Raw genomic sequence first — 19,405 nt, forward strand, 5'->3', positions numbered from 1 at the left:
GATTAAATTAAAAATGTGATTAATGCTTGTTTAAAGGATTTGCCAGAATAGCAGTTAGAATTTGCTTTGTTTCAGTAATAAATTTGTTGAAAGAGATCTTACCATCTTTATACTCTTCCTGAATGTCGAAATAATGCTCTATTCCTATTTTCTCTGAGGACCAGTTATAAATCTTCTCGACCTCTTCTAAATTAAAACCTATCATAAGTAAATCGATATCGCTGTCTATGCAGATATCACCTACATTCATATCAATAAGTTCTAAGCCATTTTTAATACGGCTATATTCTTTTATGAATTGATGGTATTTTTCTAAGCGATCATCGGTTAAACTCTTTGCATTTAAAACTGCATTCATCGTTTCCAACATAATCGAGAAATCAAATTCTTTCGATACACCTAGATTTCTAAGCATGGCATTTGCAATAGCTAATGTGTGGCATACGCTTAGGATATTTATAGATAGCTCTAATCTCCTGAGATCTTCTTTTTTAATATCTCGTGTATCTAAAACCATGTAATGATGACTTCTTTGTTTCATGGCTTCTAATTCATTTAACCATTCATCTTGATCTTTTAATAATTCTCTCATGATATACTATTTAATTAAAGTTTTATTTAATAATTTGATGCTAAATTACTATAAACTTTAATAACAACCTAATTTAAATTAAAGTTTATATGAATTTAAACACTAATAATATATTTAAACTTTAATTTTATATCTTTACCGAAATAAATAATACAAACCTAATGGAGCATTTAAGACTACGTGAATTATTGAAAGAAAAGAACATGACCGGTAAACAACTCGCAGAAGAGGTTGGTGTTTCGACTGTTTCAATGTCTAATATTGTAAGCGGAAATTCATTTCCTCGGCCAGACGTATTGCGAAAAATAGCTAAAGCCTTGGATGTAGAACTAAGGGATTTATTTACACCTGAAGGTGAAGCCCAGGCACTTTATATCAAAAAGGGCGAAACCTATATTAAGGTAGGTGAATTGAATCCAAATAGCTTAAAATAAAATAAATAATATGAGCAGACGTGATGAAAACTATTGTACTTGGAAAGGTAAAGATATTAGAGATCTTGATAATTTTAGATTATTTGAAAAAGAAAAGCAGGCACAATTAGATAAGAAAAAGGATTCTTTAAGCTTTTCATTTTTTGAGGAAATTAGAAACGAAGAATTAGGCCAGTACGATATAATTCGCAAGCTAAGGGATATAACTAATAATTATGATAGGGAGTTATTATTTGCTCTGAAGAAAGATGTCGCTCTTTATTTATCCCTTTATAAGGAAAAAGAGGAATACAGCTATTCAAACGAAACCATTGAAATGGCTGTTAGGAATAGGGAACAAGAAGGCTTGGAAATACCTTATAAAAAACCACTCAAAGGAAAGCTTAAAGATTTGAATTCCAGATTAAATCAGGAAAAAAATATTGACTTAGAAAAATTACTTTTTCCTCATGAATTTACTTCTATTTATAAAATTCAGAAAATGATTGAGGATAAGATACAGGAAGAAAACACATCTTATGAAGCCGAGAACAAGATATTTAACTCGAAATATAATTGGAATATAAAATCTATTGAAGTAGCAGAGTTATGTAAGGCTTTATGGGAAACCAAACGGCTTATTCCAAAAGGGATGACCCAAACTGAATTATATAAAGAAATTGCAGCATTTTTTAATACAGAAGTTAATTATGTTAACAGCACCAATCAAAATTTGGCTAAAAAGGACGAAAATCCATTGCTAAACGAAATGAGTAATAACCTAACTAGATGGAGGAAGATGATTCAGGAGAAAAATCCTGACAAATAAATCTCACTATGTTAAAAAAAGTTAAATTTTAAATGTACTATACTATGTACTATACATTTTAAGGTCATTTACAGCCTTACCATTGCACTGTTAACCAATAATTGACAGTATAATGGAAGATGTAACACAACTTCAAGTACAAGGCATCACAGCCGAAAAATTCTTTGAAAGCATTCAAAGTTTAAGAGAGGAAATTCTTGAACTAAAGACTGCGATAGCCCCTAAAAAGAAAGAGGAATATCTAACTAAACTAGATGTTGCTAAACTTCTCAAAGTCCATCCTAATACAATCGACAACTACGTTGAAAAGGGGTATTTAAAAACATATAAAATTTACGGAAAGCGATTATTATACAAGCGTTCCGAAGTAGAAGCCAGTTTAACGCCAATAGATTAAATCTAGGTACATGAGCAAGCTAAGATCATTAAATACTAGCTTCTGGTCAGACACTTGGATAGAAACTCTATCACCATTAGATAAACTTCTTTTCATTTATTTAGTTACCAACGAAAAAACCAACATGCTTGGTATTTACGAGGTTTCTATTCGAAAAATGTCATTTGAAACTGGCATTGATCAAGAAAAGATTTCTAAGGGTTTGAAAGGCTTCGAAAGAGTTGGAAAGGTTAAATACAAAAACAATCATGTAATTATTCACAATTATATGAAACACCAAAACTATAACACTAATATGAAGAAAAGTGCTATAGATGTTTATAACTCCCTACCTGACCACCTGAAAGACAACTCTTTAAACATATCAAAAGACAAGCCTTTGGAAGGGTTCGAAAGGCTTCTTAACCATTTCGGAATGGTTCGAAAAGTAGAATATGAATATGAAGAAGAAAGAGAAGTTAAAAAGGAATCTAAAAAAGAAAGAGAAGAAAAATTCAAGAAACTCGCATTCTCCGAATGCTCACCCACCCACGAACAAACAAATGCATTTAATAAGTTTTTAAACTACTGGACAGAATCCAATATGCAAGGTTCAAAACTCAAATTCGAGAAACAAAAAACTTTTGATGTTACGAGAAGGTGGTCTACCTGGTTAAGCAAAGAAGAAGAATATAAAAAAGAAAAAAGTTTCGCGAAAAAAGAAAAACCGCGCTTCTCTATAAATCGATAACATTATGAACGTAAAAAGCAAAAGAGGTGTAATTTCGGAGCGAGAATACAACTGGCTCAAAACATTTCCAAATCTCACGGAAGAAGAGGAGAAGAAATGCAAAGAATTTGAAGACATCAAAAAACCTAGAGTCTTCAAAAGGCCTACTCCCCAGACGAAAAAAGAACCTCAGGAAAAAATAGAAATCACTAAGGCGCTATTGTGGCGAGGATTTAAAAAATTCTATGCTTTACATAACGGGAAAAGCTTTGAGGAAACACCAGAGACCATAAAGAACATTGCGCCAGTCATCCTCTATTTTGCTAAGGATCTTGATTTTTTCAAACAAGAAAGATTGTTAAAAAACATCGGATCTACGAAACTGAATTTAAGCTTCGATAAAGGCTTACTCATCATTGGTGATTATGGAAACGGCAAAACCTCTATCATGACCACATTATCCAAGCTAATGCAAAACTACCGGATTCCCGGTTGGTTTAAAAGTTACAGTAGTCATGATCTGGTAAGGGAATTTGAAGGCTTAGAAATGCCAAATGATAGAACCGAATTTTATAAGCGGCACTCAAAACACCCTATGTATATCGACGATGTAAAAAAAGAAAAAATGGCTTCCAATTTCGGAAAGGTTGATGTGATCCGTGACATTCTGGAAAACAGATATGAAAATAGAGCCATTACGCATATCACCTGTAACTATCGAGAAGGTGATGGTAGGCAAGACCTTGAGGACGCTATGGGAGAATTCGGAGAAAAATATGGAGGTCACATGTTTGACAGGTTGTTTGAAATGTTCAACATCATTCAATTCAAAGGAAGCTCCTACCGAAAATAAAAATTTATCAATCAAAAACCGATTAGTTATGACAACAAAAATTAAACAAAGAACATTAATCCATGAAGACATGGATAAGCTAAATGCTATGCTTCGGGATTTTAGTGAAATGAAACCAATCCTGAATAAGCTGGAAGCCAGTTTCTATGATTTGGAACTTGGAGATCTAAACAATGATATTTTCCAAGAGATTCTTAGCAAAGGTACCGCTAGAATCAAAAGAGAATACTTGGCGAAAGAAGAAGACCAAATTAAAAAGGCCGGCATTACTTCTACCCGACTTCAGAAGAATATGATGAACGGAGCCGACGAAGTATTTGAAAAATTCAATACTCAGGTCAATAAATTAAAATCATTCAGTGCTACAAGATACGGAATGGATAATACTCCTCGCCTACCTAAAAGTTACATCACAAGCTTCGAAAGAGGAGGATTTGCGGTTTTAAAGGCACAACGTGAGGAAATTCTTGAAGAGTACTGCAAGACTTACCTAGAAGGTCCAGAGGAACACGAACTATATCAAGAAGTTCAAGAGTTTTTAATGGCTGCAAAAAAGATGAAGAACCATCTTAAAAAACTTGGTTACAAATACGATGGAAATATCCAAAGTATTCTAAATCATTTTACCACTTACAAGGATGGAGAACCTGAAATAAAGCCAAGTTCTATCCGATGGGCGGTATCTGGGCAGAAAGAACAAATTGCAGCCCGCAATAGAGACAGAAAATATTGGAATAAAGTAAATGATGATTTAAGACCTCCTCATTATTCTCAACTATAAAACCCCACAACAATGAGCGTACTAGAAATAGATTATACGAAGAAAAGTGAAGTAGAAAACTTCATTAGCAGCAATTACAATAAAGAAAAAAGCCAATATTATGCTGAATATAACGGTGACCGTAAAATCCGAAAATTACAGATTGGTCACCGGGAAAACATCCGCCAGGGAGACCGAGTAATCGAAGCCGAAAGGATCACCCTTAACTTTCAAAAAAAGATTGTACAGACGGCCGCTTCATTTCTTTTTGGTGAGCACCCAGACATAAGTATCTCTGGGGAAGGTTCCGAAAAAGAAAAGAAAGTCTTGGAAGCGTATAAGGCTAACCGGATCAATAATAAGCTATACGACTTCGCCGAGGAGGTGATGAGCACCACTATGGGAGTGTTCATTTTTACAAAAAATGGAAAGGATGTGAGCTGTCGACTTTATGGCCATGAGAACGGTACTTTCATTCCTAAGTATGATGTTTTCGGGGATCTGGAAGCCGTATTTTGGAAATTTCATATGGATGAAATTGACTACATCTGGATTTTCACCAATGCAGAAATTCATTATTACGAGGGGAAAGATGGAGACATGAAATATCAAGGAAAAGACAATCACGGTTTTGGTGTTATTCCAATTGTTTTCATGGATCAAAAGAAACCAGAGTGGTGGGAGGTTAAAGAACTCATCGACCGTATTGAAATGCTGGTATCCAAACTTTCAGGATCTAATAATTACTTTGCTTTTCCAATACTAGGCTTGAAAGGTGGCTCCTTTAAAAATAAAGAAGGAAAAGAAGAAACGTTGATCGATATAAGTGAAGACGGAAAATCTTTAATGCTCGGTTTTGCAGAAAAAAACGGTCATGTTTTAGAAGCTGACGCTAAATTCATCCAAAGAGACACCGGAGTTGAATCCATAGACTTAGAGCTTAAAACTCTGAAAGAAATGATCTTCAACATTTCGCGCACTCCTGATCTATCGTTCAACAATGTGAAAGGTATTGGTGCGATATCTGGAAGAGCTTTAAAATTGATGCTGCAAGATGCGATCAATAAAGCCAAGGCAAAACAGAATCAATACCAAATAGTTATTGAACGCATATTGAACGTGATTTCTGCAGGCCAAGGAAACAAAGAAAAGTTTGATTTCAATATCAAATTCAATCTATCCCTTCCCGATGACTTGAAAGAGCAAATCGAAACGCTTATCGATGCCACCGGTGGTAATGCTATCCTTAGCCAAGAATCTGGAATTAAACTAAGTCCATTTACTCAAGATGCTGACAATGAATTTACCAAAATTCAAAATGAAGAAAAACAGCGAAGCGGTGGATTTTTAAATAGCGGTGAAGATGAGTGATTCAATAGACCCATGCGAGCGTAAGATCTTCTCATTGATTAGTGCGCAGGAATGGCACATGAATCAATTATATTCTGAATACACGAATGAATTCGGGACCATCCTACGCAATTATAACGGCAGATTGAGCCAAGCCAGAAAACAAGAATTAGACAGAGCGCTCCAACGATTCCATGATGACTTGGAGGCGCTTTTTATTCAGCAAATTACAAGAGGCGTTGACCAGTCGAATGCCTGTACTGATGATTTCATTAAAAATTATCTCCAAGATATGGATATGACCTCGGAGCAAGTGAACACTATGCTTATGAAAAATGAAGGGGCTACCATGGCATTTATCAACCGTAAAGTAAAAGGATTAGGATTAAGTGACCGGGTCTGGAAACTCACCAGACAGACGCAGGAAAATATCGATCTATTATTAGAGAGCGGTGTCGTTAATGGAAGAAGCGCACCAGAAATGGCAACCGATTTAAAAAAGTTCCTCAAAGAGCCAAACCGAAGATTTCGAAGAATTCGAGACGAGAATGGAAAACTGCAATTGAGTAAACCAGCAAGGCGATATCATCCGGGAAGAGGTGTATATCGATCGAGCTACAAGAATGCATTAAGAATGAGCCGCACGGAGGTTAATATGGCGTATAGAGATAATGATTTTCAAAGAAGACAAAGTCTACCCTTTATTGTGGGCCAGCGAATAAGAGTTAGCCCAAGTGCAAGAGAACCCGATATTTGTGATGAACTAGTAGGCCTTTATCCGAAGGAATTTAAGTTTGTGGGCTTCCATCCCCAGTGCAAATGCCTGTCTACTTCGGTGCGTATTCCTCGAAATGTCATGAAGAATTATTTAGCTGGCGAACCAATACCTGCGAAGTACCAGGTTAAGGGAATGCCAAAAAGAGGCCTTAATTTTCTTAATAAGAATGCGGAACAAATAAAAGGCTGGGCGAATACACCGTATTTCATACGAGATAATTTCACACCAACTAAAACCGGATTTAAATTAAATGAGACTATTCCAAGTTAAGATACACCGGTTCATCAATGGAAAAAAAATGAGTTGGTTTATACAGCGAGTTATTGAAGCCAAAAAAGAACCAAAGCTAGGACTGTATAAAACGTTAAAGACAACCCCACCCATTGAAGAGCATATAGTTGAAGTTAAGGAATTTGATTTAGAAGCTGCTTTTTTGAAGCAATCCTTAACAGACAAAACCAATGAAATCATCAAGTTTACCCGGGAGGAATTTAAACAGGAATTCGGAATTGAACTTGAAGAGGATAGAGCCAAATTTATTAAATGGTACTTCAATACTCGAAAAGCTTCTTTTCATCTGTTATTGAATGATCTCTCTGAGTTCTATTTAAAGATAAGCGAGATTGAAGTGATACGAATTATAAAACCAGACTATGAGCCAGAATACGAAAAACCTAAGCGAAAAAAGAAAAAGGTTTAGCCAGGAGTATGTGATTGATTTAAACGCCAAACAAGCAGCCATAAGAGCGGGGTATTCACCTAAAACAGCAAAATCACAAGGGCAAAGGCTGTTGACTAATGTTGACGTTCAAAATTATATTGCAGAGCTTAAAAATGAAGTAAGCGAAGAGCTTAAAGTCTCACACCAAGATGTTTTAAAGAAGCTACATAAATGGGTAGAATCGGACATTACCGAAGTTTTGGGACTTAGTGTAGATGAAGTAAAGGCTTTACCTCTGGATGTTCGAAAGCTGATTAAGTCATTTAAGCACCGTAGAAAGACGTTCACCCAAGGCGATAACATAGTTACCGAGGATTACGTAGAATGCGTATTTGTGGATAAGGAGAACGCTCAGGCGATGATTAATAAGCATATCGGATTTAACGAAGCGGACAATAGACAAAAAGCCAGCAGCAATATAGTAATGGTTCAAATTCCAGACAATGGAAGAAATAACTCAAATTAAAGCCCAACCGGGTTATCAGGAAAAAGCACTTTCTTCTGGGGCTGATATCGTGATCGGTGGATCAGCTGCCGGAGTTGGTAAAACATTCTGCTTACTCATGGACCCGTTAAGGGATATCAATACAGCCGACTTTGGTGGTGTGATATTCAGAAGGCTAACCACACAGATAAAAGCCGAGGGCGGTTTATGGGATGAATCTAAAAAATTGTACTCTATAGTAGGCGGCACTCCAAACCAAACAGAATTGCAATGGACATTTCCGAGCGGTGCCAAGATTAAGTTTTCACACCTGGAGCATGAGAAGAATGTCACAAGCTGGCAAGGTTCCCAAATTCCTTTTATTGGCTTTGATGAGCTTACCCACTTCTCCAAGGAAACATTTTTCTATCTATTATCCCGTAACAGATCTAGTTGCGGAGTTAAACCTTACATACGGGCGACATGTAACCCTGATCCTGACAGCTGGGTGTATGAGCTCGTAAAGTGGTGGATTGGGGATGATGGTTTCCCGATAGAAGAGCGCCAAGGCGTGATCCGATATTTTATAAAGGATGGAGATACTATGATCTGGGGAAGTTCTATAGAAGAACTCATAAAGAAAGCGGCATATTTCATTGATCCATTGGTTAAGGCTTCAGGCATAGCCCCTAAACACTTCATCAAATCAATTACTTTCATAGGTGGCTCCATTTACGACAACAAAAAACTTTTAAGTAAAAACCCCGACTACCTGGCAAACCTTGCCGCTCAGGACGATCAAACTAAATTGCAGCTATTAGACGGGAACTGGAAGGTTTCTCTTAATCCAAGCGATATCTATAATTACAATCAGTTTAAGGACTACTTCACCAATGACTGGGTAAAATCAGGAGAAAAATGTATCACAGTGGACGTTGCTACCTCTGGAAAGAATAAGCTGGTTATTTCTTACTTTGAAGGGGAACGCTGGGAAGATATCGAGATCATAGACAAATCCACTGGAAAAGAAGTGATCGATGCTATTTTAGAAATGGCTAGACGTCATGGTGTGCCGAATTCAAAAATCACATATGATGCGAACGGAGTAGGTTCTTTCATTGGTGGTACCGATAATGCATTTATCCCTAATTCAATTCCATTTGATAACGGTGGAAAAGCTTATGAAATGAAAGACGGCCGTAAATTTAAAAACCTCAAGGCACAATGTTACTATCTGGATGGTGAAGTCATGGATCAATATATTTCGCCAAAGGTAGCCGATAAGATGTACGATACTAAAATGACTGTACGTCAAAGGCTCTTGCATGAGCGTAAAGCCATTAAGAAAAAGAAACGCATGGATGAAGAACCGCTGGCACTTATCGCTAAGCAGACCATGAAAGAAAAGTATTTACAAGGTGATTCCCCTGATTTATTAGATTCAAAGATGATGAAAAGAATATTCGGGTTAAAGAATGATGATTTCGAAGTCGTAAAACCAAAACCTGTAAAAGGCTTAACTTGGTGAGGCTAATTTATATTTCGGATAAAATACGGAGAAGATTATCAACTGAACTTCTAACAGTTCCTGCAATTGCTAGGGATTTCTTTTTTGTATCAACTCTTAATTGGACTTTACGTCATTTTCGACGAAAAGTTTACTAAGCGTAATTTTGCGCTCAGTGTCACTCAGGGAAGTTTTTCCCTCAGTAGTTTCGATCCAATTTAAATTTAACTTGGTTGATTCTGAACCAAAGCCGGAATTCCGGCTTTGAAGAATTAATAAAGGCTATTGCGGGAAAATTCCGTATTGCTTTAAATCAATAGTTTTAGCATACGTGATAAAAAATCACGTATCACAAATGAACTAGTAAAGGCTTTAGCCAGTAGGATAAATATCCTAGTGCATATTTTAATCGTTACAAGAAAAGATGGTATCAATAAAAAGAATTATCCGGTAGGCATAAATGCCCATCGGGAAATATAGTAAACGCTTTAGCCGTTAAGCATATTCCCATAACGGAACTTATATCAATAAAACAAAAGCCCGGAAAGAGAAAATTACACTTCGATGATTTAGTTAAAACTATCAAAGGAGTTTAACGAATTAGAAGCTGTGAGAAAATCACACAGGTCTGATTTATTAGCACAGAAAATTTTCTATCTGTACTAGGAGCTACCAGAAATTATGGTAGGTTAAAATTAGTCGATAAAGTTAACGGAGTAGGCACTTCGAAAAAATGCGAAGTGAAAAATATTGTAAATACTATTAATGGAGGAAATAATCGTGGCACCTGGATGCACGAAGATGTTGCTTTTTCTATTCTGGGAATCAACATAAGAGATGAGGGAAAAATTTCCCTGAGCTAAATTTAACCATGCTTCTTCCATTTCAAAAAAGAAGGATAGGGAAATTTTTCCCAGTCCTATCCCCAATCACTGACGTCAAAGTTAACGCCAGATACAACGAGCGTAAAATTGCGCTGGTTGCCTAAATAGCATCTACGCATCTAACTTATTAAATCGGGGTTAACTATATACACCTGTCTATATCTTCGCAATTGAAACAGTAAGCCTTTTTAAAATGAGTAAGAAAAAAGACAAAGACCATGAATTGCTGATTATCAACCTGCATTCTAGTTTGAAAAAGAAACTTAGGATTAAAGCAGCGAAGAACGATCAAACAATGACCGGCTTTGTCACCTCATTAATCGAAAAGGAAGTAAGAACCTCTAATTAAATTACGATGACAGAGAACGAAAAAGAAATTGCAGAGACTGAGGCAGAAATCACCCAACTGCAAGAGAAACTTAAAGGACTAAAGTCTGTAAACAGGCCATCCGAAGAAGAGATCAAAGATTTTGCACGTAGAGTGGTAAGTTAATTACATCATTATGAAAACAGGATATAATTTTGCTGGCGTTCGTGTTAATAACATTGTTCATGCCGCTGCTTTAATCAAGCTTTTAATAAGCGGCCGGCCAAACCTATCCAAAGCGGAACAGGTTAAAGATGCCAAGTTTAAGAAAATGGTTAGTGCGGATATCAATCGAAAAATAAACAAGTTTTCTACAGATCCATTTGAAGCTGGCTTACTCTTCGCAGCAAATTTCGATGATTATAGCCCGGAAGATCAAATAAAGCTTACCGAAATAATCTTGAATGATATGCAAGCATGGATTGACGAACGCAGGCCCAGTAAAAAATGAAACCAAAATTCAAAATAGCAGCGGTTAACCAATACATTCAAAGTCAGATTAACACTTATGAAGATAGGGTTATTGAAGCGCTACATTACGCAGGTGATGAGTTTGCCGAGGATGCTAAGAGAAATAGAACGCATGGCGACCGCACCGGTAACTTAGCCGCTTCCATTGGTTATATCATTCTAAAAGACGGTAAAGAAATATTTTCCCGGTTCGATGGTGACAAAAGCGAAGGTGTAAAGAATGGAAAGAAGATAGCCGCTGAAGTGGCTGAAAAACAAAGTACGGGGTTCGTTTTGATCGGAGTGGCCGGTATGAGCTATGCCGCTGCAGTAGAAAGCATGGGTTACGATGTGATTACCGGATCTGCTCCAACCTCTAAAAAGATCAAGGATTTACTGAAATCAATTAAAATTAATCGATGAGAACGTTATTTGACCACATTTACAATAGCATCAAGGAAATTAATTTCGACGAAAACGAACTTTGCAAGCAGTACTGGTTTAAGCTTGAACGCCTTAAAGCGAACTTCACAGATCAAGCAGCATTACAAATGCTTTTTGAAAATATTGAATGGCTAATCAATAGCGATGTTGTGAATAGTGATATTATTCTATCCCTGGGCGATGAAAAGAAAATGAACGATGCCGGAATCTTCTTTTCTGGAACCACAGTAGAGAAAGATTGCAAACTAATCTTATTTAAAGATGCCAAAGCTATTGTTTCCGGTCATAGCCAAGCGCGATGTTTTGATAACTCTATTTGCGAAAGCTACGACTCTTCATTTATAACGGCTTTCCATAATAGCAAGGTGATTTCTAAAAATTCCAAAGTAGTAGTTTTTGGGAGTTCCAAAATCCAAAGTAAAGGTTTGTGTTTAATCGAAGATTATAGCGAAGGAAAAGCCGAAATTCAAGCTACTAAGCGCGATCTAGTTTATTAAGCTATGAATCGTAACATGAAGCTAGTTCATAAAAGACAAAGCCTCATTGGTATTTTTATAACCCGAAAACGAGCTAAAGGCTATACAATAAAAAAAGCAGTTGAAGAAGCCGCTGTTGTATTTTCAGTAGGCATAAAAACCGCGTACAATGATTATAATAAGTATAGGACGAGTCTTTTAAAATATGATTATCCTATTAATAAAAGCCTTGTCTAACTTCCTCCAATTACGTCATTACATCTTTGATTATTAAAAGAAGCAATTCTGCTATACACTTTAGCTTTTTCCTCCATTGTAGCCATTCTCCATTGAGCCGTATTGAAAGGCTTTCCATCGTGGACATTAGCCATATTTATAGTGGTTATTTGCATTTCTATAAGATTTTATAAAAGTTATACAGTTTAAAAATAAAGAATTTATTTCACAAAAACGACTTTTAAATACATATCCGAAATTCACTTTCAAAACTAATTGCATCTACGCATAACCGACCGTAAATAAAGGCTTTACGCCTCTCCCCTACTCTACATTGCACTGTTTAAATGCGATAATTATGGCGGTTAGAGGGAGTAATTCTTTATTCTTTGAATCAGGAATAGATTTAGATGGGTTAAAATCCGGGGCAGCAAATGCAACTGGAATAGTTAGAAACCTTGCATCTACAATTGGAAAAATAAGTCCGTTTAGCATTCTTGCTACTGGGGCAGCAACAGCTTTTAGCAAGATTGCAAATGATGCGTATCAAATGATGCGAGAATTCGAGCAAGCAATGAAAGAGGTACAAACGATCTCTCAAGCTGCTCAAAAGGACTTTGAAGGAATATCTGCAGCAGTATTTGCACTTTCCAAAATAAGCCCAGATCCACCTGCTAAACTCGCAAAAGCTTATTATCAAATAGTTTCTGCTGGTTATGATGGAGCCGAAGGTCTTAAACTTCTTGAAGCTTCCACAAAAGCCGCAACGGCTGGGGTAACCAGTACCGAAGTGGCAGCCGACGGATTAACCACTGTATTAAATGCCTTTAAGTTAGAAGCCGAAGATGCCGGAAGAGTATCCGATATCTTGTTTACAACTGTTCGCCTAGGGAAAACAACGATTGATGAATTATCGCATTCTTTGTCTGAGGTTGCTCCTCTCGCAGCATCTTCTGGCTATAACTTTGAGGAAGTGGCAGCCGCTATTGCAACGCTCACGAAACAAGGTGTTCCCACTAGCCAGGCAATGACACAAATAAGAGCGGCCATAGAAGCTACCAATGAAGTTTTAGGAGACGGGGCCGCACAATCTATGACTCTGCAAAATGCTTTCCAGGCAATCTATAATGAAGCCGGAGGAAGCCAGAACAAGCTTAAAGAACTTACCGGCCGTGTTGAAGCTATGAGTGCTATACTTGCTGTATCGGGTGAAAATGCCGAAGGAGCGCAAAAAGATCTAGCTGAATACGCGAAGGCAGCTGGTGCCACCACCATTGCTAATGAGCGAATGTTAAGCTCAAATCAAAATCAATGGGCGATTCTAAACAACCGTATCAAAGCGACTACAGAAGAAGTAGGAAATGCCATTGTTCAAATCTCAAGTAACTTCGCTGGTTTTGTTAATAAGGCGCTAGATGACAGTGATTCTTTAAAAGACTCATTCGATCAGCAACGTGTTGAAATTGTAAAGCTAAGAGATGAAATTCACCGGGTTAAAGATGGTTCCGATGAGTTTAAAAAAGTTCGCGATCAAATTATAGATCAATTCCCAGATTTTTTAGCTGGAATTGATAAAGAAAAAGCTTCTAATGAAGATCTTCTATTGATCCTTGACCGGGTTAATGATTCCTATATTGAGCGCTATAAATTCCAAAAGCGACAAGAGGAAATTATAAAGGCCAGCCAAAAGCAGGGCGATATTGAAATCAATCTGGAAAACGTTCAAGACAAATTCAATGATGAACTTGCAAACTTACAGGTGATAGCCAAAGATAATGGCGTTGACTTGAATATCAATTTCGACCAGAGCAATAGTGATATCCTAAAATCTGTAAAAGAGCAACTACAAGATGTTGAGGGAGCCTTTGACCGGCAATTAAATTCCGGTGATAAATTCGGTGAATCTCTAAAAGGATTCGCACAAGAATCGATAAATAATTTATCACAGACCGTTATCCAGCAAGGCAAGATCACGGATAGTTTAAAAGAGCAAAGTGCGCTTGTTGATGAGCTGAGAGATAAGGATAACAGAAAGTCCAAAGAACAACTACAAACCGAACAAGGAAGGATCCAGGCTATAAAAGAAATTAATAAAGCCATGCAATCTTCCGAGTTAAATCGATTTGCCGATTCTGGTGTCGCAGAGATTGAAAAAGCTCTTCAGGAACGTCAAAAGGTTATTGCTCAATTCCGTCAAATAGATGACTTGCAGAAATTAGAAAGCCTAAAGCCATTTCTTGAATCCGAAAACCAAGAAATCAAGAAGTACGCGGAAGCCAGAAAACGATATTTGAATACAGATTTTTCAGGCAATGGCGAAAATGGCGATCAAGATGCACTAAAAGAACTTCAAAAAGAACTTAAGGAAACTGAATTAAAATATCAGAACTATTTTAATCTGGTTAGACGCGGTTATGATGATCTGGCTAATAGTTTGTACGCCAACCTTCTCAAGCAAGGGGATGACTACGAGCAATACCTAGATCGTAGGATTGCAGCCGCTCAAAATGCTGCTGAAAAAGAGGCGTTAATATTAGCTAAGAATAATAAAGAAAGTACTCTTTTAACTTCTCAAAGTCTAGGGTATTCTGATTATCAAACCAATCAATCTAATAATGCTAAGGTCAAAATTGACACTAAAGAATTAGAAAAAACGCTTAAGCAAGCTGGACTTAGTGGAAGTAAGGGATTGCTTTCCGAAAAGGATTCTAAAATAATTACTGAGCCTAGCCGAAAAGAAGATCAAGTCAATAAAAAATTAATTGATGCCCTTTATTCTGTCACAGATGGTCTTTACGGCATGGCAGATTTATATTATAATATCTCTGGTGATGAAGAAGGAGCAAATAGATTAGCACAGTTTGCAGGAGTCGCCGAAGGAGCCGGAATGATCGCCAGCGGGAATATCATTGGCGGTGCTATGAAAGTACTTACTTCTGCTATATCTACTGAAGTCGAAAGTAATACGGCCGTGTATGAAGAAGCGATTGCCAAACTTGAAAAAACAATAGAAAAACTGGACTACACTATTTCTCAAAGTGTTGGAGAGGACAGAGTTGGCAGCAGGCAGCAGGCTATTCTTGAATTAGAGGATTTAGAAGAACAAGCTAAGAAGGCCCAGGAAGCCGAAAAAGAAGCCGAAAAACAAGTAAAAGTCTTAGGTCTTACCATTGCCAAAAAAGGGAAAGGAAGCGGAACCGATCAGGCCAAACTGGAAGAGCTAGAACAAAAAGCGGAAGATGCCAGGCGCGAAGTTGTGGAGCTACAAAAAGAACTAAACGAGTTATTTACCGGTACTACTGCGGATTCAATCGCTGATAGTCTAATTCAAGGATTTAGAGAGGGTAAACTAGCGGCTGAAGATTTCGCAGAGACTTTTGAGGATATGATGAAAAACGCTATGCTTAACGCCTTCAAAATGAAATACGTTGAAGACGAAGTAGCGAAATTCTACGAACAGTTTGCTGATTATGGAGAAGATGGAGGCTTTTCAGCCAGAGAAATAGAATCTTTGAGAGAATTATATGCTTCTATGATTAATGGAGCGAGAGACGATCTAAACGCAATTGATGATATTCTTTCATCAACCGGTATGGGATCTCTATATCAACCGGAGAACAGATCAGGAATGAGTGGAGCTATTAAAAGCATAACCGAAGATACTGCCAATGTTATGAATGGCTACTTAAATGCTATGCGAATTGATACGCGCCAAAGTGTTTTAATTGCCGAACAAAGTAGTATTTATCTTTCAGAGATAGCTTTGAACACTAGATATAACCGACATCTGGAAACCATGGATAGAACATTGACTTCCCTAGATAACCGTATGGGTACAATTGAGAACGGAATACTTGATTTTCAATCTAGAAGCTAGCAATAGAAAAGGGCAAACTACAAAGCCTGCCCTTTTACTGGTTGGTTAAGCTAGGTTTATCCTTTATTGGATAGCTTGTATAAAGGTCATGCTTTCTTTTTCAGGAGCAAAGGCAGCTGTATTTTTTACTAGTGTATTCCCGTCGATAATAATTTCATTGTCCTCACCTACATTGATATAGGTAAACGAAGCGGTATAAACACGATCTAAATCCAGAATATCATAATAAGGGGAACTCTCAGGCAGCCATTTAAAAGAAACTTTTATTTTTTCTACATCTTCACTTAACTCAATTTTATTGGATTTTCCTCCATCGGCAGAAATAGGATCAAGATCATCCTGGCCAGCCAAATCATCATCAATATATTTCAAAACGGTGACTTCATATAAGGTCCCGTCTAATTCAGATACATTTTCATTAGGTTGACTTTCGGCATTATTGACAATTTGATAAGTGGTAATCTGGGGTTCAGGTTCGTTATCATCGGAACTACAGGAGAATAAAAGAACACTTAAAAAAGAAAGTAATAAAATTTTAGTTTTCATTTGATTGATTTAATTATTAGCCAACGAAGCTAACCGAAGATTCATTAAAAACCTTACGGTTTTACGTAAATACGGCTTTAAAGACTGGGGGCATACACAAACGCTTTTAGCTTTTATATTATTTTTGATTTTTATAAAATTCAGCTATTGCTTGTGCGTAATCCATAGAGGATTTACCTATATAATTCAGTAGCATTTTCTCAGTACTGTGAGCTGTTATTTGCATTATTAAAGGAGTTGGCAATATTCCATATTGATTAGATGCAAAAGATCTTCTACAAGTATGGGAGCTGATTAATTGCCATTTTGGGTAATAACCTTGTAATGTTCTCTTTTCTCCCTTTCCGAGGTAATTCCCATCCTCATCTTTAGGTAATTCATTCCCATTTTCATCAACTAAAACTATTTTACGACCTGGAATAATTTCTGCAATACCAGCTTCTCTACAAAGAATTTTCAAATAGTTATTAAATTTCTGAAGTGAAATAGGATAAGGTAACCCCTCCTGTAATATCTCTTTAGTGGTTTCCAGAACCGGAATAGTCACATTCTTTCCTGTTTTTTGCTGAGTTAACTCAATTAAATCTAGCCCCTGTCTAGTTACAAAATTCGATTCTCTAAGCCCTAAAAGATCTGAACCTCTTTGACCAATATTGCAGCCTAATAATAGCCATTTTTTGGCATTATTAAGCTTTCTATTATTCATATCGGTATTTTTAATCGTTTTCAGTTCTTCAGGATTTAGATATATAATATAATCCGTTTTTGGTTTACCGCCCTTTACCTTTTTAAGCTGTAAATGAGTAGGGATGCCATCCATTTCAGCCTCCACGCAAACAGTTTTAAGATCTGCTATAATTTTTCGGGAATAACTTTCAGAATAGTTTCTTTCACCTATCATCCAGTTAAGAAATTCTTTTGCGAATTTTATATTTACATCTGAAACTTTAAACTTCTTTCTACCCTGATATTGTTTTAAAATATTTCGCAAGGATATATAAGAGTTAATCCTACTTTTAGAGAGTCCTAAACTGCCTTTATAGTTCTCACGGGTGTGAGCGTTCTCGATTAAATTGTTTACAGCATGAAGTAAACCTTCGTTTAGCTCATCCTCAGCTTCATCATAAACACCATTGAAAATATCAATTTGCTTTTCCAACCAATCCGCGGTAATTTCTTTGGGATTGGATTTATTAAAGGCTTCAATAATATGAATGGATAACTTTTCTAAACTAATATTTAAGTTTCCAAGTTCTGGATCATTCTTAATTAGCTTTGGCGTAATTCCGTTGATCTTTTTCTTATTGTCAACCGTCCAGTTCTTAGGATCAATTACTTTTCCTGTTTTTTTCCAGATATTAAAATCATTACCGTGACGAAAGCGGACATATATAGGAGTGGGGTTCCTTACCCCTTTTAACCTAAAATTTACAGATGCCATACAGATTTGTTTTGGTCAAAAATAAAACTTTATCCGAACTTTATCCGTTTTTAATATTAAATAATGTGTTTAGATGTTAATAGATGTTAGCTCAAAAACCTTGATATCACTCATACGGCAGGTTAATACAAGGAAAATACTAAAATGAAAAACATCTAAACACATATATTCAACTCCCATCCTGGGCACTTTACACTTCTATTTTCCAAAATTTCTTTAGTTAACTATTCATTTAATGGATCAATCCTAATTGTTGTGTTTAGGCCAAAATTGCAGGTAATCTATATCATCCTCTAACCTTTAAACTGAGCCCTAAACGCTTTTATTTTTGCATTAAAGGATTCTGCTTATGCGTTTGTAGCTTAACTCTAATGAGTCATCTATTATGTTATGTTGTTTCCGCACGTTATTAATCATGCTAATCAACAACTTTGAGGAAAGCCATATGGAAAAAATGGAAAATCCTTTAAGATTTCTATGCATCCGGCTAAGTATCAGAATCGGAATTTTATACACTTCTAGCGATGCCAATAAAATAAATTCAGAACTAACATCACCGTTTCTAATTCACGAAAGCTATTATATTTGCGCTCTGAACATTTGAAATGCCTAAAACCTTATTATTAATTTGCTTATTTCTACCCTGGTTATTAAGTGCCCAATTGGTTAATATAGAAACTCAACGTATCCAGTCTGACTCTACTCAATTTGTGCTTAATGCCGATTTTGGTTTTGATCACTCTAATAATGATGGTGTTACAGTGAATCAGATTCAGGCAACTATCACTACCCAAATTCGGTCCAAAGACCTTAAAAAAACCTACCTCCTGCTAGGGAATTATAATCTCGTTGATGCCGATGAGGGAAACTTACAAAACTCCTGGTTTCTACATGGAAGGTTTAACTATAGTATTGATAAACTTATAAAATTGGAAGCTTTCCTACAGGGACAATACAACCAACTACTGGTGGTGCGACAAAGAAATCTTATTGGTGCTGGTGTACGCTTTAATTGGATTGACCGTAAAAACTTTACGGGACATTTAGGCAATAGCTATATGTACGAGGTGGAATATAATGATACACTACGAAGTAAAAGCTATAATCATAGAAATAGTACCTATATTAGTTTTTCCTACACCTCTTCATCCCGCAATTTTATGCTCACCAATACTTTTTACTATCAGCCGTTGTATAGAAATCTTGATGATTATCGACTGCTCGAACAATTTAGATTCGACTTTCCCTTAAACAAATGGCTTAAATTCTTTGCGATTTATGACTATTATTTTGATAGTGAAACACCATTAAATACTAAAGAATATACCTCGAAACTTCAAATGGGATTTGGGATAAGTATTTAAAAAACGC

At 36.5% G+C, this 19,405-nt stretch carries 23 protein-coding genes; 19 read left to right on the forward strand and 4 right to left on the reverse strand.

Annotation, left to right across the window (positions count from 1 at the left end):
* Nucleotides 1-19: 19 nt before the first annotated feature.
* Entirely contained in the window at nt 20-592 is a 573-nt protein-coding gene (locus AC13DP_RS02720) for a hypothetical protein (RefSeq protein WP_483067269.1), read from the reverse strand.
* A 161-nt stretch (nt 593-753) separates the two neighbouring features.
* Between AC13DP_RS02720 and AC13DP_RS02725 the strand changes: the two genes are divergently transcribed.
* From AC13DP_RS02725 to AC13DP_RS02805, 17 genes are all read left to right on the forward strand, one after another.
* The gene (locus AC13DP_RS02725; RefSeq protein ID WP_347405858.1) at nt 754-1,026 is read left to right on the forward strand and encodes a helix-turn-helix domain-containing protein; all 273 of its coding nucleotides are present in this window, start codon (nt 754-756) and stop codon (nt 1,024-1,026) included.
* 10 nt (nt 1,027-1,036) lie between these two features.
* Nucleotides 1,037-1,834, forward strand: coding sequence for a hypothetical protein (locus tag AC13DP_RS02730; RefSeq protein ID WP_347405859.1), 798 nt, complete (start codon nt 1,037-1,039; stop codon nt 1,832-1,834).
* Nucleotides 1,835-1,946: 112 nt separating this feature from the next.
* Nucleotides 1,947-2,231, forward strand: a complete 285-nt coding sequence (locus AC13DP_RS02735; protein WP_347405860.1) for a helix-turn-helix domain-containing protein — start codon at nt 1,947-1,949, stop codon at nt 2,229-2,231.
* A gap of 10 nt (nt 2,232-2,241) precedes the next feature.
* A complete protein-coding gene (locus AC13DP_RS02740; RefSeq protein ID WP_347405861.1) occupies nt 2,242-2,961 on the forward strand; it encodes a hypothetical protein in 720 nt (239 codons plus the stop codon).
* Between the two features lie 4 nt (nt 2,962-2,965).
* Nucleotides 2,966-3,793 (forward strand): P-loop NTPase family protein, encoded by an 828-nt coding sequence (locus AC13DP_RS02745; protein WP_483067270.1) that lies wholly within the window; start codon nt 2,966-2,968, stop codon nt 3,791-3,793.
* A gap of 28 nt (nt 3,794-3,821) precedes the next feature.
* Nucleotides 3,822-4,574, forward strand: a complete 753-nt coding sequence (locus AC13DP_RS02750) for a hypothetical protein (protein ID WP_483067271.1) — start codon at nt 3,822-3,824, stop codon at nt 4,572-4,574.
* Nucleotides 4,575-4,586: 12 nt separating this feature from the next.
* The gene (locus AC13DP_RS02755; protein WP_483067272.1) at nt 4,587-5,924 is read left to right on the forward strand and encodes a phage portal protein; all 1,338 of its coding nucleotides are present in this window, start codon (nt 4,587-4,589) and stop codon (nt 5,922-5,924) included.
* A gap of 271 nt (nt 5,925-6,195) precedes the next feature.
* Nucleotides 6,196-6,951 (forward strand): hypothetical protein, encoded by a 756-nt coding sequence (locus tag AC13DP_RS02760; protein WP_483067273.1) that lies wholly within the window; start codon nt 6,196-6,198, stop codon nt 6,949-6,951.
* A 28-nt stretch (nt 6,952-6,979) separates the two neighbouring features.
* On the forward strand, nt 6,980-7,381 hold the full coding sequence (locus AC13DP_RS02765) for a hypothetical protein (protein ID WP_483067274.1): 402 nt from the start codon (nt 6,980-6,982) through the stop codon (nt 7,379-7,381).
* Nucleotides 7,335-7,868 (forward strand): terminase small subunit, encoded by a 534-nt coding sequence (locus AC13DP_RS02770; protein WP_483067275.1) that lies wholly within the window; start codon nt 7,335-7,337, stop codon nt 7,866-7,868. Before AC13DP_RS02765 ends, AC13DP_RS02770 begins: the two co-directional genes overlap by 47 nt.
* Complete coding sequence (locus tag AC13DP_RS02775; protein WP_483067276.1) at nt 7,846-9,354, forward strand: terminase large subunit domain-containing protein; 1,509 nt, start codon at nt 7,846-7,848, stop codon at nt 9,352-9,354. The genes AC13DP_RS02770 and AC13DP_RS02775 overlap by 23 nt, the downstream gene beginning before the upstream one ends.
* A 719-nt stretch (nt 9,355-10,073) precedes the next feature.
* Nucleotides 10,074-10,196 carry a hypothetical protein gene (locus AC13DP_RS02780; RefSeq protein WP_483067277.1) on the forward strand — a complete coding sequence of 41 codons (123 nt, stop codon included), beginning with the start codon at nt 10,074-10,076 and terminating at the stop codon, nt 10,194-10,196.
* A 214-nt stretch (nt 10,197-10,410) separates the two neighbouring features.
* Nucleotides 10,411-10,566 carry a hypothetical protein gene (locus AC13DP_RS02785; protein ID WP_483067278.1) on the forward strand — a complete coding sequence of 52 codons (156 nt, stop codon included), beginning with the start codon at nt 10,411-10,413 and terminating at the stop codon, nt 10,564-10,566.
* Between the two features lie 6 nt (nt 10,567-10,572).
* Complete coding sequence (locus tag AC13DP_RS02790) at nt 10,573-10,710, forward strand: hypothetical protein (RefSeq protein WP_483067279.1); 138 nt, start codon at nt 10,573-10,575, stop codon at nt 10,708-10,710.
* A gap of 10 nt (nt 10,711-10,720) precedes the next feature.
* Nucleotides 10,721-11,035 carry a hypothetical protein gene (locus AC13DP_RS02795; protein ID WP_483067280.1) on the forward strand — a complete coding sequence of 105 codons (315 nt, stop codon included), beginning with the start codon at nt 10,721-10,723 and terminating at the stop codon, nt 11,033-11,035.
* The gene (locus tag AC13DP_RS02800) at nt 11,032-11,457 is read left to right on the forward strand and encodes a hypothetical protein (RefSeq protein WP_483067281.1); all 426 of its coding nucleotides are present in this window, start codon (nt 11,032-11,034) and stop codon (nt 11,455-11,457) included. The genes AC13DP_RS02795 and AC13DP_RS02800 overlap by 4 nt, the downstream gene beginning before the upstream one ends.
* Entirely contained in the window at nt 11,454-11,975 is a 522-nt protein-coding gene (locus tag AC13DP_RS02805; RefSeq protein WP_483067282.1) for a hypothetical protein, read from the forward strand. The genes AC13DP_RS02800 and AC13DP_RS02805 overlap by 4 nt, the downstream gene beginning before the upstream one ends.
* A gap of 212 nt (nt 11,976-12,187) precedes the next feature.
* Here AC13DP_RS02805 and AC13DP_RS02810 read toward each other — a convergent pair whose 3' ends face one another.
* Nucleotides 12,188-12,346 (reverse strand): hypothetical protein, encoded by a 159-nt coding sequence (locus tag AC13DP_RS02810; RefSeq protein WP_483067283.1) that lies wholly within the window; start codon nt 12,344-12,346, stop codon nt 12,188-12,190.
* A gap of 182 nt (nt 12,347-12,528) precedes the next feature.
* Between AC13DP_RS02810 and AC13DP_RS02815 the strand changes: the two genes are divergently transcribed.
* Complete coding sequence (locus AC13DP_RS02815) at nt 12,529-16,047, forward strand: phage tail tape measure protein (RefSeq protein WP_483067284.1); 3,519 nt, start codon at nt 12,529-12,531, stop codon at nt 16,045-16,047.
* A 63-nt stretch (nt 16,048-16,110) separates the two neighbouring features.
* On the opposite strand, the gene AC13DP_RS02820 is transcribed toward AC13DP_RS02815, so the two are convergent.
* Both AC13DP_RS02820 and AC13DP_RS02825 read right to left on the reverse strand, forming a co-directional pair.
* Nucleotides 16,111-16,593, reverse strand: a complete 483-nt coding sequence (locus AC13DP_RS02820) for a hypothetical protein (RefSeq protein WP_347407121.1) — start codon at nt 16,591-16,593, stop codon at nt 16,111-16,113.
* 118 nt (nt 16,594-16,711) lie between these two features.
* Entirely contained in the window at nt 16,712-18,034 is a 1,323-nt protein-coding gene (locus AC13DP_RS02825) for a tyrosine-type recombinase/integrase (protein WP_347407120.1), read from the reverse strand.
* A 605-nt stretch (nt 18,035-18,639) separates the two neighbouring features.
* Between AC13DP_RS02825 and AC13DP_RS02830 the strand changes: the two genes are divergently transcribed.
* Nucleotides 18,640-19,398 carry a DUF481 domain-containing protein gene (locus tag AC13DP_RS02830; RefSeq protein ID WP_347407119.1) on the forward strand — a complete coding sequence of 253 codons (759 nt, stop codon included), beginning with the start codon at nt 18,640-18,642 and terminating at the stop codon, nt 19,396-19,398.
* Nucleotides 19,399-19,405 lie beyond the last annotated feature (7 nt).

The organism is Zunongwangia sp. L-65 (assembly GCF_056859415.1).